General features: G+C 66.4%; 15 protein-coding genes. 14 read left to right on the forward strand and 1 reads right to left on the reverse strand.

From position 1 onward, the window contains the following. Window positions 1-19: 19 nt before the first annotated feature. Entirely contained in the window at window positions 20-952 is a 933-nt protein-coding gene (speB, locus tag ACODTB_RS16380; protein WP_291116429.1) for an agmatinase, read from the forward strand. After that, a complete protein-coding gene (locus ACODTB_RS16385; protein WP_488929484.1) occupies window positions 952-2,253 on the forward strand; it encodes an NAD(P)/FAD-dependent oxidoreductase in 1,302 nt (433 codons plus the stop codon). The genes speB and ACODTB_RS16385 overlap by 1 nt, the downstream gene beginning before the upstream one ends. A 1-nt stretch (window position 2,254) precedes the next feature. Here ACODTB_RS16385 and pdxR read toward each other — a convergent pair whose 3' ends face one another. Then, complete coding sequence (pdxR, locus tag ACODTB_RS16390) at window positions 2,255-3,751, reverse strand: MocR-like pyridoxine biosynthesis transcription factor PdxR (protein ID WP_291116435.1); 1,497 nt, start codon at window positions 3,749-3,751, stop codon at window positions 2,255-2,257. 201 nt (window positions 3,752-3,952) lie between these two features. Here pdxR and ACODTB_RS16395 point away from each other — a divergent pair, with 201 nt between their 5' ends. The 12 genes from ACODTB_RS16395 (at window position 3,953) to ACODTB_RS16450 (ending at window position 16,102) form a co-directional block, all read left to right on the forward strand. Next, window positions 3,953-4,744, forward strand: a complete 792-nt coding sequence (locus ACODTB_RS16395; RefSeq protein WP_291116438.1) for a gamma-glutamyl-gamma-aminobutyrate hydrolase family protein — start codon at window positions 3,953-3,955, stop codon at window positions 4,742-4,744. A 142-nt stretch (window positions 4,745-4,886) separates the two neighbouring features. Continuing rightward, the gene (locus ACODTB_RS16400; protein ID WP_291116441.1) at window positions 4,887-6,254 is read left to right on the forward strand and encodes a glutamine synthetase family protein; all 1,368 of its coding nucleotides are present in this window, start codon (window positions 4,887-4,889) and stop codon (window positions 6,252-6,254) included. A gap of 21 nt (window positions 6,255-6,275) precedes the next feature. Continuing rightward, window positions 6,276-7,715: an aspartate aminotransferase family protein gene (locus ACODTB_RS16405; protein WP_488929485.1), complete on the forward strand. Its 1,440-nt coding sequence runs from the start codon at window positions 6,276-6,278 to the stop codon at window positions 7,713-7,715. 146 nt (window positions 7,716-7,861) lie between these two features. Continuing rightward, a complete protein-coding gene (locus ACODTB_RS16410) occupies window positions 7,862-9,031 on the forward strand; it encodes an extracellular solute-binding protein (RefSeq protein ID WP_291116446.1) in 1,170 nt (389 codons plus the stop codon). 98 nt (window positions 9,032-9,129) lie between these two features. After that, window positions 9,130-10,224 carry an ABC transporter ATP-binding protein gene (locus tag ACODTB_RS16415; protein WP_291116448.1) on the forward strand — a complete coding sequence of 365 codons (1,095 nt, stop codon included), beginning with the start codon at window positions 9,130-9,132 and terminating at the stop codon, window positions 10,222-10,224. Between the two features lie 135 nt (window positions 10,225-10,359). Beyond that, window positions 10,360-11,268 carry an ABC transporter permease gene (locus tag ACODTB_RS16420; RefSeq protein ID WP_291116451.1) on the forward strand — a complete coding sequence of 303 codons (909 nt, stop codon included), beginning with the start codon at window positions 10,360-10,362 and terminating at the stop codon, window positions 11,266-11,268. Between the two features lie 11 nt (window positions 11,269-11,279). Next, window positions 11,280-12,116 carry an ABC transporter permease gene (locus ACODTB_RS16425; RefSeq protein ID WP_291116454.1) on the forward strand — a complete coding sequence of 279 codons (837 nt, stop codon included), beginning with the start codon at window positions 11,280-11,282 and terminating at the stop codon, window positions 12,114-12,116. Between the two features lie 116 nt (window positions 12,117-12,232). Beyond that, the gene (locus tag ACODTB_RS16430) at window positions 12,233-12,652 is read left to right on the forward strand and encodes a type III secretion system chaperone family protein (RefSeq protein ID WP_291116458.1); all 420 of its coding nucleotides are present in this window, start codon (window positions 12,233-12,235) and stop codon (window positions 12,650-12,652) included. Between the two features lie 7 nt (window positions 12,653-12,659). Further along, entirely contained in the window at window positions 12,660-13,277 is a 618-nt protein-coding gene (locus tag ACODTB_RS16435; RefSeq protein WP_291116461.1) for a hypothetical protein, read from the forward strand. An 88-nt stretch (window positions 13,278-13,365) separates the two neighbouring features. Then, window positions 13,366-13,827, forward strand: a complete 462-nt coding sequence (locus ACODTB_RS16440; RefSeq protein WP_291116464.1) for a type III secretion system chaperone family protein — start codon at window positions 13,366-13,368, stop codon at window positions 13,825-13,827. Window positions 13,828-13,855: 28 nt separating this feature from the next. Next, window positions 13,856-14,509, forward strand: coding sequence for a hypothetical protein (locus ACODTB_RS16445; RefSeq protein WP_291116467.1), 654 nt, complete (start codon window positions 13,856-13,858; stop codon window positions 14,507-14,509). Between the two features lie 123 nt (window positions 14,510-14,632). Next, the gene (locus ACODTB_RS16450; RefSeq protein WP_291116470.1) at window positions 14,633-16,102 is read left to right on the forward strand and encodes an aldehyde dehydrogenase; all 1,470 of its coding nucleotides are present in this window, start codon (window positions 14,633-14,635) and stop codon (window positions 16,100-16,102) included. Window positions 16,103-16,106: the final 4 nt, after the last annotated feature.

Below are 16,106 nucleotides of genomic sequence, written 5' to 3' on the forward strand. Positions count from 1 at the left end.
GTTCACCGAGGACGTTTTCATGGCCATGGGTCAGTTCGCCTACGCCAACAACACCAACCGCTTCCTCGCCTGCGCCCCGCTGGCCGACCAGCCTTTTGCCGTCGCGGGCGTGCCTTTCGACGGGGTGGTGACCAACCGGCCGGGCGCGCGCTTCGGCCCGCAGGCGATCCGCGCGGCCAGCCTGATGCTGTGCGACGGCATCCACCCGGTGTTCGACGTCTCGCCCCTGGCGCACCTGGGCGACGCGCTCGACCTGCGCCTGCCCAACGCCTCGCCGCTGCCCGAGGTGCGCCGCCATATCGAGGAACAGGCGGCGGCGCTGATGGCGAAGCACCATTGCGTGTTCCTGGGGGGCGACCACTCCGTCACGCTCTCGCTGCTGCGCGCTGCCAAAGCGCGGCACGGCGGCGAACCGCTGGCGCTGGTGCACTTCGACGCCCACTGCGACACCTGGGTCGACCACTTCGGCGAGCCGTCCGGCCACGGCACCTGGACCTATGAGGCGCTGCAGGAAGGGCTGGCGAGCCCGGCGCACACGGTGCAGATCGGCATCCGCTCCAGCGGTGAGCGCGCCGCGCGCGAGTACGTCGCCGACCAGGGCGGCCAGATCTTCACGGCGCGTGCGCTGCGCGGGCTGGACGGCGCGGGCCTGCAACCCGCCATCGACGCGATCCGCGCGCGCATCGGCCGACGCCCCTGTTACCTCACGCTGGACATCGACTGCCTGGACCCGGCCTTCGCGCCCGGCACCGGCACGCCCGAGCCGGGCGGCCTGACGAGCTCGCAGGTGCTCACCTTCCTGGAATCGCTGGCCGACCTGAACTGGATCGGCATGGACTGCGTGGAGGTGGCCCCGGCCTACGACCACGCCGAGCTGACCACCAACGCGGCGGCAACGTTCGTCTGGACCTACCTCAGCGGCCAGGTCGCGAAGCGGCTGGGAGGTGCCTGATGTCCCTCATCGGCTCGGACACCCAGCTCAACCAGAAGAGTTACTACGAAGCCAGCGTGCAGCGGCCCGAGGCCTTGCCGCCGCTGGCTGAGACGGTCGAGGCCGACGTGGTGGTGGTCGGCGCCGGCTTCTCCGGCCTGAGCGCGGCGCTGGAACTGGCGCAGCGCGGTTTTTCGGTGGTGGTGCTGGAGGCCGATCGCATCGGCAGCGGCGCGAGCGGGCGCAACGGGGGTCAGGCGATCGTGGGTTATGCGAGCGGGCAGGGCCCGTTCGAGCAGCAGCTCGGCGCCGAAGACGCCAGGCGCGCCTGGGACATGTCGCTGGAGGCGCTGGACCTGATCGACGCGCGCATCGCCGAGCACGGCATCGAGTGCGACCGGGTCAACGGTTATGTCTACGTGGCCGATTCGGCGCGCAAGGCGCAGGAGCTGCACGAGGAAATGGAAGGCCTGAAGCGGCGCGGTCTCGCGGTGGACTGGGCCGAGGGCGCCGACCTGCCGCGCCTGATCAACAGCCCGCGCTACGTGGCGGCCGCGCGCGAGCAGCGCTCGGGCCACCTGCACCCGCTGAAGTACGCGCTGGGCCTGGCGCGCGCCGCGCAGGCCGCAGGCGTGCGCCTTTTCGAGCACTCGCCGGTGACCGGCCTGCAGCGCGGCGCCACGCTGGTGGCCAGCACCGCGCGCGGCCAGGTGAAGGCGCGTTTCGGCGTGCTCGCGGGCAACTGCATGCTGCCCGAATACGGCCCGCGCGTGGCGCCCGAGATCGCGCCGCGCATCATGCCGGTGGGCACCTACATCCTGGGCACGGCACCGCTGGACCCCGAGCTGTGCGCGCGCCTGATCCCGCGCAACGCGGCCGTGTGCGACAACAACTTCGTGCTCGACTACTTCCGCTTCAGCGCCGACCACCGCATGCTGTTTGGCGGGCGCGTGAGCTACACCACGCGCACACCGGTGAACCTGGAAACCCTGATGCGCCAACGCATGGGCGAGGTGTTTCCCGCGCTGCGCGAGGTGCCGATCGAGCACCTGTGGGGTGGCTTCGTGGACATCAGCATGAACCGCGCGCCCGACTTCGGCCGCCTGGGCGACAACCTGTATTACCTGCAGGGCTTCAGCGGCCACGGCGTGGCGCTCACCGGTCTGGCCGGCCGGCTGGTGGCCGAGGCCGTGGCCGGGCAGGCGGCGCGTTTCGACGTGTACGCGCGCCTGAAGCACCGCCGCTTTCCCGGCGGCGCGCTGCTGCGCACACCCAGCCTGGCGCTGGGCATGTTGTGGCACCGCCTGCGCGACGTGTTCTGAATCAGGCCCCCAGGGCCTGCAGCACGGTGCGGGCCAGCACCGGCCCGCAGCCCTCGATTTCCGCCAGCGGCGCGTAACCGTACCCGATCACCAGGCCGCGCAGGTCCTTGCGCTGCAGGCAGTAGGCCGAGAGCGGCCGCACCGTGAGGCCGTGCTGCGCGATGCGCTGCGCCAGCGCCCGGTCGTCCACCTCGGGCGGCAGGCGCAGGCACAGGTGCAGGCCCTGCTCGGCGCCGCTGATGCTGGGGCCGTCGGGCAGGTCGTCGCGCAGCACCGGTTTCAGGGCTTCGAGCAGGCACTGGCGGCGCTCGCCGTAGTTCTGGCGCGCGCGGCGCAGCGCGCTGGCGAAGTGGCCCATTTCGATGAACTCGGCCAGCGCGGCCTGCACCGGCATCTGGCCCGGGCGGTTGAGGTCGTAGTGGGCCTGCTTGAAGGCCGCCACCAGCGGCTTGGGCACCACGAGGTAGCCGATCTTCAGCCCCGGGTAGAGCACCTTGGAGAAGGTGCCCATGTAGAACACGCGGCCGTCGGTGTCCAGGCCTTCCAGGCTGGAGATCGGCGGGCCGCTGAAGCGGTACTCGCTGTCGTAGTCGTCTTCCAGCACCCAGGCATCGTGTGCGCGCGCGGTGGCCAGCAGCTGGTGGCGCCGGGGCAGCGACATCACCGCCCCGGTGGGGTACTGGTGCGAGGGCGTGACGTAGATCAGGCGCGGCGGGCGCGCGTTGTCGGCGGTGCTGGGGTTGATGCCCTGTTCGTCCACCGCCACCGGATGCAGGGCGAGGCCGGTGGCCATGAAGGCCTTCACCGCGCCCCAGTAGGCCGGGTCTTCCACCCACACCGTGTCGCCGTGGTCGGCCAGCAGGCGCGCGCAGAGCTCGAGCGACTGCTGGGTGCCGCTGGTGATGACGACCTGGTCGGCCTCCAGGTGCACGCTGCGGAACACGCGCAGGTAGTCGGCCACGGCGCGGCGCAGCGGCGCGTAGCCGCCCGAGTCGTTGTAGTCCAGCATGTCCGGGTAGGTCATGCGCCAGTGCTTGTTCTGCAGGCGCTGCCAGAGCGTGAGCGGGAAGGCGCTGAAGTCGGCGATGCCGGGCGTGAAGGGCTGCACCTCCAGCTCGGTGGCGCAGAAGGTGCTGGACAGCGCCTGACCGCGCGTGGACAGGCGGGCGGCTCGCACCGTGGCGGCCGCTCGGCCCGGCCCCGGGCGCGCCGAGCGCCCCGGCGTGGTGCGCGGCACGTTGTCGTTGACGAAGGTGCCGCTGCCCACGCGGCTGGCGAGGTAGCCCTCGACGCTGAGCTGGTTGATCGCGGCCACCACGGTGTTGCGCGAGAGGCGCAGGTCCTGGGCCAGGTCGCGGCTGGAGGGCAGGCGCTCGCCCGCGCCCAGCTTGCCGTCGAGCATGGCGCGGCGCAGCGCCTCGTAGAGCTGCCGGTGCAAGGGCAGGGCGTCCTGCGAGCCCAGGCGGCTCATTTCGGCCAGAAGAAATTCAGACAGCATGCAAAGCCTTATCCGGAGCGAAATCCCCCTCCAGGCGTACCGTGGAACCGGCTTGGCCGGGCCACAGGTGCGGTCCCCCCTCCGGGGGGAAGCCGCGTCAGCGGCGCAGGGGGGAGCCATTGGCACCATAACATGGGGCCAAATGGCCCTCGTTCCAATCCAATTGGCCCCCCACAATGAATGCCATTGTCTGGAGTCTTCATGAACAAGCCACCTTGCATGGTCTGGCTGCCTGCCGACCACCGCCTGATGGGCGATCACGGGCATCAGATGCCCTTTCTGTTGCTGGGTGACAAATACGCCCGGGCCGTCAAGGTCGGGGCGGATGCCCAGCCGGTGATGTTCCCGCTGGCCGACACCGGCCAGATCAGCGAACTGCTGGCCCTGGTGGACGGCGTGATGCTGACCGGCTCACCCTCCAACGTGCACCCCTCCCATTTCGACGAGGACGTGGCCGACCCCAGCCTGCCGCTGGACGCCGACCGCGACCTGCTCACGCTGGCGCTGGTGAAGGCCTGTGTGCACGAGGGCGTGCCGCTGCTGGGCATCTGCCGCGGTTTCCAGGAGATCAACGTGGCCCTGGGCGGCACGCTGCACCAGCGCGTGCACGAGGTGCCCGGCATGATGGACCACCGCGAACCCAAGACCGCGCCGCCCGACGAGCAGTACGCGCCGCGCCACGCCATCCGCTTCGCGCCGGGCAGCGTGTTCGAGGAATGGGCCGGCGGCCCTGAGACGCAGGTCAACTCGCTGCACGGCCAGGGCATCAACCGCCTGGCCGCCGGGCTCGACGCCCTGGCGCACGCGCCCGACGGCCTGGTGGAGGCCTTCGGTGTGCGCGGCGCGCGAACCTTCGCCTACGCCGTGCAGTTCCACCCCGAGTGGCGCTGCTGGGAAACCCCTTTCTACGCCGCGATCTTCGAGGCCTTCGGCCGTGCCTGCCGCCAGCGCATGAACCTGCGCCTGCAACACGCCGACCTGGCGAGAGCATGAACACCCCCCTGCGCCGCTGCGCGGCTTCCCCCCTCTCTGGCGCGCCTTCGGCGCTGGGAGGGGGGACGGCATCTCGGGCCGGCGGAGCCGGACCCTCGATGCCTCTGGAATCACGCACAACACCAACCCCAGGAGATGGCACATGACAGCCCCCCAAAAGATGAGCTTCAACGATCTGGAGAACTGGCTCAACCAGAACCGCGTGACCGAAGTCGAGTGCCTGGTGCCCGACCTGACTGGCGTGGCGCGCGGCAAGATCCTGCCGCGTGAGAAGTTCACCGAGGACCGGGGCATGCGACTGCCCCAGGGCATCGTGGCCATGGGGGTGACCGGGGAGTTTCCGGCCAGCGGGCCGTACTACGACGTGATCGAGCCGACCGACCGCGACATGCAGCTGCGCCCGGACCCGACCACCGCGCGCATCGTGCCCTGGGCCACCGACCCGACGGCACAGGTGATCCACGACTGCTTCGACCACGCCGGCAAGCTGGTGCCGTTCGCGCCGCGCAGCGTGCTGCGCCACGTGTGCGACCTGTTCGACGCCGAGGGCCTGGACCCGGTGGTCGCGCCCGAACTGGAGTTCTACCTGACGGCGCGCAACACCGACCCGAACACGCTGCTCAAGGCCCCCATCGGGCGCAGCGGCCGCGCCGAGACCTCGCGCCAGTCGTACAGCATCGACGCGGTCAACGAGTTCGACCCGCTGTTCGAGGAGATCTACGACTACTGCGACAAGATGAAGCTCAACGTGGACACGCTGATCCACGAGGCCGGCGCGGGGCAGATGGAGATCAACTTCTTCCACGCCCACCCGCTGGGCCTGGCCGACGAGGTGTTCTTCTTCAAGCGCACGGTGCGCGAGTCGGCGCTGCGGCACGACATGTACGCCACCTTCATGGCCAAGCCGATCGCGGGCGAGCCCGGCTCGGCCATGCACGTGCACCAGAGCATCCTGAACAAGGCCTCCGGCAAGAACATCTTCAGCAACGACGACGGCACGCCCTCCGAGGCCTTCTACCACTACATCGGAGGCCTGCAGCGCTACATCCCGGCGGCCATGGTGCTGGTCGCGCCCTACGTGAACAGCTACCGGCGCCTCTCGCGCCACACGGCCGCGCCGATCAACATCGAGTGGGGCCACGACAACCGCACGGTGGGCATCCGCTCGCCGATCTCCAGCCCCGAGGCGCGGCGCGTGGAGAACCGCGTGATCGGCGCCGACGCCAACCCGTACGTGGCGATGGCCATGACGCTGGCCTGCGGCTACCTGGGCCTGAAGAACAAGATCAAGCCCAAGCCCGAGATGAAGGGCGATGCCTACCTCTCGCCCTACTCGCTGCCGCGCAGCCTGGGCGAGGCGCTGGACTGGCTGCGCCGCGAGACCGATCTGCACGACGTGCTGGGCAAAGAGTTCATCACCATCTACACCGAGATCAAGGAGCTGGAGTTCGACGAGTTCATGAAGGTGATCTCGCCCTGGGAACGCGAACACCTGTTGCTGCACGTCTGAGTTTGAAAGAAGAGACCCCGCATGAACACCTCGACCCTCATCGCCCCGCCCGCGCTGGTCCGCCGCGCCGAGCAGCAGGACACCAAGGCCATCCAGGCGCTGGACAGCGCGCACTTCATCCACCCCTTCACCGACCACGGTGACTTGGCCACGCGCGGCTCGCGCGTGATCACGCGTGCCGACAACATCTACATCTGGGATTCCGAGGGCGCGAAGATCCTCGACGCCATGAGCGGCCTGTGGTGCGTCAACGCCGGCTACGGCCGCAAGGAGCTGGCCGACGCCGGTTACCAGCAGACCATGACGCTGCCGTTCTACAACACCTTCTTCCAGACCACCAACGTGCCGGCGGTGCAGCTGGCGACCAAGCTGGCGCAGCTCGCGCCGCAGGTGGGCGGGCGCAAGTTCGAGCACGTGTTCTTCAGCTCCAGCGGCAGCGAGAGCAACGACACCAACGTGCGCATGGTGCGCCGCTACTGGGACCTGCTGGGCCAGCCGCAGCGCAAGGTCATCATCAGCCGCCACAACGCCTACCACGGCAGCACCATGGCCGGCGCGTCGCTGGGCGGCATGAGCGGCATGCACGCCCAGGGCGACCTGCCCATCCCCGACATCGTGCACATCGAGCAGCCGCACTTCTTCGAGAACGCCAACCCCGGCGAGACCGAGGCCGACTTCGGCCTGCGCGCGGCGCGCTGGCTGGAAGAGAAGATCCTCTCCATCGGCGCCGACAAGGTGGCGGCCTTCATCGCCGAGCCGGTGCAGGGCGCCGGCGGCGTGATCATCCCGCCGGAGACTTACTGGCCCGAGATCCAGCGCATCGTCGACAAGCACGGCATCCTGCTGATCTCCGACGAGGTGATCTGCGCCTTCGGCCGCCTGGGTCACTGGTTCGCCTACGAGAAATTCGGCTACCGGCCCGACCTGATCACCTTCGCCAAGGGCGTGACCAGCGGCTACATCCCGCTGGGCGGCGTGATGGTGGGTGATCGGGTGGCGAAGGTGCTGATCGAGAAGGGCGGCGAGTTCAACCACGGCTACACCTACAGCGGGCACCCGGTGGCCTGCGCGGTGGCGCTGGCCAACATCGAGCTCATGGAGCGCGAGAAGCTGGTCGAGCGCGTGAAGGACGACACCGGCCCCTACCTGGCCGAACGCTTCGATGCGCTGGAGCAGCATCCGCTGGTGGGCGCGGCCCAGACCTGCGGTTTCGTCGGCGGTCTGGTGCTGGTGAAGGACAAGGCCAAGAAGCAGATGTTCGACGAGGCCTTGGGTGTGGGCATGAAGTGCCGCGCGCACTGCTTCAGGAACGGCCTGATCATGCGCGCCGTGGGCGACCGCATGATCATCGCCCCGCCGCTGGTGATGACGCGCGCCCAGGTCGACGAGATGATGGACCTCATCCACCGCTGCCTGGACGCGACCCTGGAAGAGTTGCGTGCCGAGGGCCAGCTGGCTTGACTAGAATGTTTTCCGGATATTCTGCCGACCCCGTGTCTGGCGGCGCTGTCCGGTGCCGGGTCTGAATATTGCTAGCACGTTCAGGCATGACAGCCCTGCCCGGTTGAGTTCTTTCGGTCAATAACCTCCCTGGAGTGAGCAACACCATGAAAAAGCAAGTCCTGGTTCTGGCGATGTCGGCGATCCTGCTGGCCGCCTGTGGCAAGAAAGAGGAGCCGGTGGCCGCTCCTGCGGCACCGGCGCCCGTGGCGGCGGCCCCTGCCGCGCCGGCCGGCCCGGTGCTGGACGATGAGAAGGTCCTCAACGTCTACAACTGGCCCGACTACATCACCGAAACCCTGATCGCCGACTTCGAGAAGGAATACGGCGTCAAGGTGAACTACGACACCTTCGAGAACAACGAAGCGCTGCACGCCAAGCTGGTGGCCGGCAACTCGGGCTACGACATCGTGATCCCCACCGCCGGCTTCGCCAAGAAGCAGATCGACGGCGGCCTGTACCAGCCGATCGACAAGAGCAAGCTCAAGAACTACGGCAACCTCGACGCCGACTTCATGGCGAAGATCGCTGGCGTGGACCCGGACAACAAGCACCTGGTGCCGTGGGCCTGGGGCTTCACCACCGTGGGCATCAACAAGCAGAAGGTCGAGAAGGCGCTGGGCGGCATGCCCATGCCCGAGAACGCCTGGGACCTGGTCTTCAAGCCCGAGTACTCCAGCAAGCTCAAGTCCTGCGGCATCGCCTACCTGGACTCGCCCAGCGAGATCCTGCCGGTCGCGCTGCACTACGTCGGCAAGCCTGCGTACAGCGAGAACCCGGAAGACTTCAAACTCGCCGGTGAGATGCTCAAGAAGGTGCGCAAGGACGTGCGCCTGTTCTCCAGCACCATGATCGACGACATCGCCGGCGGCAAGGCCTGCGCCTTCATCGGCTGGTCCGGCGACATCAACATCGCTGCCGGCCGCGTGAAGGAAACCGGTGGCAAGGACGAGATCGTGCCCCTGCTGCCCACCGGCGGCGGTCTGGTGTTCATCGACACCATGGCGATCCCCAAGGACGCCAAGCACGTGAACAACGCGCACGTCTTCATGGACTTCTACCTGCGCGCCGCCAACGCCGCGGCCATGGCCAACGAACTGAACTACCCCACCGGCAACAAGGCCGCGCTGGCCGACATCAAGGACGAGGTCAAAGGCAACAAGACGATCTTCCTGGGTCCGGAAGACACGGCCCGCCTGATCGCCACCGGCGGCTTCTCCAACGACGTCTCCGGCGTCGTCAACGAAACCTACAACGCCTTCAAACGCGGCAAGTAAGCACCACCGTTCCCTTACTCAGGTAGAAGGGCCGCTCATCCTCCCCGGTTGAGCGGCTCTTTTTTTGTTGGTCCAGCGAAGAAGAAACGGACATCCACATGGCAGACACAACGGGTTTTCTGGTGACCGAGAAACTGGTCAAACGCTTCGATGAAGCGGTCGCGGTCGACGAGGTGTCGCTATCGATCGGCAAGGGCGAGATCTTCGCGCTGCTGGGCAGCTCGGGCTGTGGCAAGTCCACCCTGCTGCGCATGCTCGCGGGCTTCGAGAAGCCCACCTCCGGGCGCATCCTGCTCGGCGGCCAGGACGTGGCGGCCATGCCGCCCTACGACCGCCCGGTCAACATGATGTTCCAGTCCTACGCGCTGTTCCCGCACCTGGACATCTGGGAGAACGTGGCCTTCGGCCTCAAGCGAGAAGGCCTGCCCAAGGCCGAGATCCAGCAGCGCACCGACGAGATGCTGGCCCTGGTGCAGCTCACGCCCTACGCCAGGCGCAAGCCGCACCAGCTCTCCGGCGGCCAGCAGCAGCGCGTCGCGCTGGCGCGCAGCCTGGCCAAGCGGCCCAAGATGCTGCTGCTCGACGAACCGCTGGGCGCGCTGGACAAGAAGCTGCGCGAGCAGACGCAGTTCGAGCTCGTCAACATCATCGAGAAGGTGGGCGTGACGGTGGTGATGGTCACGCACGACCAGGAAGAGGCCATGACCATGGCCAGCCGCATCGCCATCATGAGCAAGGGCCGCGTGCTGCAGGTGGGCACGCCCGAAGAGATCTACGAGCACCCGAGCAACCGCTTCGTGGCGGACTTCATCGGCAACGTCAACCTGTTCGAAGGCCGGCTCACCGTGGACGAGACCGACCGCTGCGCGGCCACCACCGGCATCGGGGAAATCCACGTCGGCCATGGCGTGAGCGGCACGCTCAACATGCCGGTGGCGATCGCGGTGCGGCCCGAGAAGATCGAGATCGGCAAGCAGCGACCGGACGGCGCCGTCCCCAACCTGTTCACCGGCAAGGTCAAGGAAATCGCCTACTTCGGCTCGTACAACACCTACATCGTGCTGGCCACCGACGGCAGCAAGGTCAAGATCACCGAGGCCAACACCTCTCGCCACGACCTCTCCGACATCACCTGGGAAGACGACGTGTACTTCTGGTGGGACGACCGCGCCGGCGTGGTGCTCAGGGATTAGGGATGACCCCCCTGCGCCGCTTCGCGGCTTCCCCCCTGGAAGGGGGGACGGCGCGAGAGGCCCGGCGAAGCCGGGTCCTCCGCACCCCTGGTTTCAACGTGTTTGGTAAACCTACATAACGGCGGGATTCCAAAAATGGCTTCTGTTCCTATCCCCGGCAAGCGCTTCGTGATCGGCGTGCCTTATGGCTGGCTGATCCTGTTCTTCTTCCTGCCCTTCCTGATCCTGCTGTACATCAGCTTCGTGGACATGGGCGGTGACATCAGCCCGTTCAAGCCCATCTGGGACCCGGTGAGCGGCATCCTGAGCCTGAAGTACGAGAACTACCTCGCGATCTTCCGCACGGAAGAGGGTGCCCCGCTGTTCCGCACGCTCTACATCGACGCCTACCTGCGATCGATCTGGTACGCGCTGTGCACGGCCGTGCTGTGCCTGGCCATCGGCTACCCCTTCGCCTACTTCATCGCGCGCTCGCCCGCCAGCATCCGGCCGGCCCTGCTGCTGATGGTGATGCTGCCGTTCTGGACCTCGTTCCTCCTGCGCGTCTATGCCTGGAAGGGCATCCTGGCCGACCAGGGCGTGCTCAACCGGCTGCTGATGGCGGTTGGCCTGACCAGCGAGCCCATTCCCATGCTGTACACCAACGTGTCGATGCTGATCGGCATGACCTACGTGTACCTGCCGTTCATGATCCTGCCGCTCTACGCCAACCTGGTGAAGATGGACTTCCGCCTGCTGGAGGCCGCCTACGACCTGGGCACCTCGCCGTTCAAGGCCTTCTGGCTGATCACGGTGCCGCTGTCCAAGGCCGGCATCATCGCGGGCTTCATGCTGGTCTTCATCCCCTGCGTGGGCGAGTTCGTGATCCCCTCGCTGCTGGGCGGCCCGGAGAACCTCATGATCGGGCGCGTGGTGTGGGACGAGATGTTCACCGCCAACGACTGGCCGCGCGCGACCGCGCTGGCGGTGGTGATGATCGCGCTGATCGTGATCCCGCTGGCGCTGTACTACCACTACAGCAGCGATCCCGCCGACAAGCGCTGAGGAGCCGGACCATGAAACAACTGCTTGAAAGACACTTCGGCAAGGCCTGGCTCACGCTGGTCTACGCGTTCCTGTACCTGCCGCTGGTGTTCATGATCGTGTTCTCGTTCAACAGCACCCGGCAGGACGCGCGCTTCACCGGCTTCTCGCTGCGCTGGTACGAGGCGCTCACGCGCGACACCAAGATCGTCGAAGGCTTCTGGCTCTCGCTCAAGGTGGCGGCCATCACCGGCCTGCTGTCGGCGGTGCTGGCCACCTTCGCGGCCTTCGTGCTGGTGCGCTACCGCCGCTTCCTCGGCCGCACCATCTTCAGCGGCATGGTGAACGCGCCGCTGGTGATGCCCGAGGTGATCATCGGCCTGTCGCTGCTGCTGCTGGCCGTGGGCGCGCAAAACCTGTTCGGCTGGCCGCAGCGCGGCATGCTCACCATCATCCTGGGCCACACGCTGCTGGGCATGGCCTATGGTGTGGTGGTGATCCAGTCGCGGCTGCTGGAGATGGACCGCTCGATCGAGGACGCCGCCATGGACCTCGGCGCCCGGCCGCACCAGGTGTTCTTCCTGATCACGCTGCCCAACATCTTCCAGGCACTGCTCGCGGCCTTCCTGCTGGCCTTCACGCTGTCGTTCGACGACGTGGTGATTTCCGAGTTCCTCTCCGGCCCGGGCGTGAACACGCTGCCGCAGGTGATCTTCGGTTACGCGCGGCGCGGCATCAACCCGACCATCTACGCCGCGGCCACGCTGCTGATCGTCACGGTGACCATCGTGATCGTGAGCTACGCGATCTGGGTGGCGCGCGCCACGCGGCGGCGCGAGCGGGAGATTGCGGCGGCGCTCAAGAGCTGAGCGAGCTCGTGTTCAACGTTCAAAGGCCACCTTCGGGTGGCCTTTTTCATCGCTGGCTGAACTTTCGCCGAATGCCCTTCACTTGCCTCTGATCCGCATTCACCCCATAGGAAACCATGAACACCGAGGATTACCAGAGCCTCATTCGGCGCTTCTGTGAGCAGGAGCGGCTCGATCCCGACGATCTCTTGCGCGATGGCCTGCTCACCGTGGATGGGCGTCGTGTGGCCATTCACTTCGAGCCCCGCATCAGCGCCCATCACATCCTGGTTCGCGTCGAGATGGGGGAGATTCCCGTCCACATCCGCTCCGGATGTCATCGGTCCATGCTCATGGCCAATCACGACTGGGGGTTGGACGCGACCGTGTTCAGCTTGGAGCCCGGCTCGGAAGAGTCCGTGCTGACCACCCGGATCGCGGCGTCGCCCACCACGACGGCTTCCGAACTGCGGACCGCCTTTGACATGCTGGGCGTTCTGTTCCGGCACTGGACGGACACCATGGAAGACCTCCGTCGCAACACCTCAATCAACTGACAACGCCATGAACAACAACATCCAGGCCCATCCTCCGGTGAATCTCGATCTGTCCGCCGCCCTTGGCGTGATCCGTCCCGATCATGTGAGCTTCAGCGTGGACGTGGACCCATTGGAGGGTCGGCGCCATGTTTCAGAACCCGATGCGCTTTCCCGAGAACAGATTCAGAACAACCTGCATGACATCGGGAGCCACTATGTGTTGCCGGTCGTGATCCGTCCTTCAGGCGTCGGGCCGGGTTTCAACCGATCGGCAGTGCATGAGGACATTGGCGGCGTGTCAAAGCAGATTCCGGTCGTTATCGCGAACAACCAGCCCATTGGGAATGCGCAGATCAAGAGGCGGGCCACCGACGATTTCAAGGATTGCTGCACCGCGTATTGCTGTTGTCAGGAAACGGATGTTCCGGTGGTTCGGAAGGCCCGTTGCATGACCTACTACGGTGGCATCGCTGCGGGGAGTCTTCTGACGGGAGGTATTCTGGGGGCGGTGGTCTGCTGCTGTTCGATGTGCGTCACGTGCAGTGTCCGGGTGGGCAAGGGCGAGGCACGACAGGGGGATCCTTGCAGCGCGTTCCCTTGTCCCGGCACATCGTTCAAAAAGAGCTGTCTGCCGTGCATTTGAGCGGCAATCCAGCGCCTGCTGGTGGCGGTTTCGATGAACTTCCGCTCCCCCGGCTTCACTGAAATCGTATTTGGTGGCGGGGGCGTAGATGGCGGGTTCAGAACACTACCGCAGGATCATCCATGAATTCTGCGACCTGGCAGGTTTGCAAGAGCCTCTTCGGCTCATTGAAGACGGGCGACTCTGTATCGATGGCGTCGATCTTCTGTTGGTTTATGACGAAGCGTTTGATCCCAGGCGCTTGCAGCTTCGGATGGATCTGCAGGCATTGCCAAGATCGCATAAGCACCCAACGGCCATGCTGACGGCTTTGCTGGTCAACAACTACATCAGCGGTATCGGTGGCTTGTTCGTCTTTGGCTTGAATCCCAGAGACAACCACGTCGTGCTGACGGTTCAGGTAATGCTTGACGACGAGGCCACAGGGCGTGAGTTGTTGACGTCTCTCAAAGATGCTGTGGCTCAGGCCAAGACGATGTGGCAGCAGCTTTGCGACGAAATTGCAAAGGGGGATCGAAGCGCGGCATCTTCGCGAATGATTCGAGCGTGAGTGATTGTTTGTTTTTTTGGAGCATTGCATGCCTAACCTTGACTTGAGCAACAACGTGTCCGCCAGCGCGCCTGCTGGGCGCGTCGACCTGAACCCCGTGGGAGAAGATGACGCTCACATCGAGTTCCGTGCCAACAACCTTGAAAGACCCGGACCCGGACCCGGAGGAGGCGAGCGGGTGGCCGCCTCCCGAGGAGGGATCGAGCAACCGCCGGCGCCCTCAGGAAGACTGGCCGCACTCAAAGAAACCACGAAGAGCCTGTGGGGAAAGATCAAGGAGTTCTTTTCTTTTACGCCGTCCGGCGGTCCATTGTGGCGAGGGTTCATTGGTGGATTGAAGATGATCGGTGGCTTGGTATTGGCCGCGATTGGGGTTGCGATCATCCCGCTATGGCCCGGTTTGGCCTTGATTGGGGGCATCGCCATTCTCGTGAGCCCTCTAGTCGGAGCGCAGGAGGGCCGGAACAATTCGGCGAAAGGCGACGAAGCGATGAAAGGGTTCGCCGCTTTTGGGTTGGGATTGGCACTTGGGCCCCTGTCTGCATGGGTGGCTGCTGTGGCCAGCGTGGTGTCCGGTGTTGGCACCATTGGCAAAGCCATCTACGACGGTGTGACGGGTCAACCCGACACGGCACAGCAGGCGAACGCTCCCATCGACCGGGTGGCCCGGGCGAACCCATAGGCCAGGTGGCGGAGGGCGCCGCCACTGGATTGCCGCCCGCCAGGAAAAGTGGACACGCTGCTTGACGGGTTTCGGGCGTAGCATGGGGCCAATCTCTGGCCCTGCTACCCCGGAACCCGCTCCATGACCGACCTCTCCTTCGACGGCCGCGCTTTCATCAACGGCGAACGCATCGCCGCGCGCGACGGCCAGACCTTTGACTGCATTTCGCCGGTGGACGGCCGCCTGCTCACCGCCGTGGCGCGCTGCGGCGAGGCCGACATCGACGCCGCCGTGGCCGCCGCTCGCGCGGCCTTCGAGGACCGCCGCTGGAGCGGCATGGCACCCGCGCAGCGCAAGCGAGTCATGATCAAGTTTGCCGAGCAACTGATCGCCCACGCCGACGAACTCGCGCTCACCGAAACCCTGGACATGGGCAAGCCCGTGAAGTACGCGCGCAGCGTGGACGTGAACAGCGCGGCCAACTGCATCCGCTGGTACGGCGAGGCGGTGGACAAGGTGTACGACGAGATCGCGCCCACGCCCAGCACCGCGCTGGCGCTGATCACGCGCGAGCCCGTGGGCGTGGTGGGGGTGATCGTGCCCTGGAACTACCCCATGATCATGGCGGCCTGGAAGATCGCGCCCGCACTCGCGGCCGGCAACTCGGTGGTGCTCAAGCCGAGCGAGAAATCGCCCCTCACGGCGCTGCGCCTGGCCGAGCTGGCGCTGGCGGCCGGCATCCCGCCCGGCGTGTTCAACGTGGTGCCCGGCTACGGCGCCGAAGCCGGCAGCCCGCTGGCGCTGCACATGGACGTGGACTGCATTGCCTTCACGGGCAGCACGCGCGTGGGCAAGCAGATCCACGTGATGGCCGGGCAGAGCAACTTGAAGCGCGCCTGGACCGAGCTGGGTGGCAAGTCGCCCAACATCGTGTTCGCCGACTGCCCCGACCTCGACAAGGCGGTGGAGGCCGCGGTGGGCAGCATCTTCTTCAACCAGGGCGAGAGCTGCAACGCGCCTTCGCGTCTGTTCGTCGAGGCCTCGATCAAGGACGCCTTCCTGGAGAAGGCCCTGAAACTGGTGCCGCAGTACCAGCCGGGCAACCCGCTGGAGAAAAGCACGGTGATGGGCGCCATCGTCGACAGGACCCAGCTCGACACCGTGTTGCGCTACATCGAGAGCGGCCGGCAGGAGGGCGCGAAGCTGCTGGCCGGCGGCGAGGCGGTCGAACCGGTGAAGGGCGGTCTGTACGTGCAGCCCACCATCTTCGACGGCGTGACCAATACCATGACCATCGCGCGCGAGGAAATCTTCGGCCCGGTGCTTTCGGTGCTGTCGTTCACCGACGCGGCCGACGTGGTGAAGCAGGCCAACAGCAACATCTATGGCCTACAGGCGGCGGTGTGGACGCGCGACATCAACAAGGCGCACGGCGTGGCGCGCGCGCTGCGCGCGGGCACGGTGCACGTGAACCAGTACGACGAGGACGACATCACCGTGCCCTTCGGCGGCTTCAAGCAAAGCGGCGTGGGCCGCGACAAGTCGCTGCACGCCTTCGACAAGTACACCGAGACGAAAACCACCTGGATCCGGATCGACAGCCCCCTCTGAGGAG

It is taken from the genome of Hydrogenophaga sp. FG152, assembly GCF_057809615.1.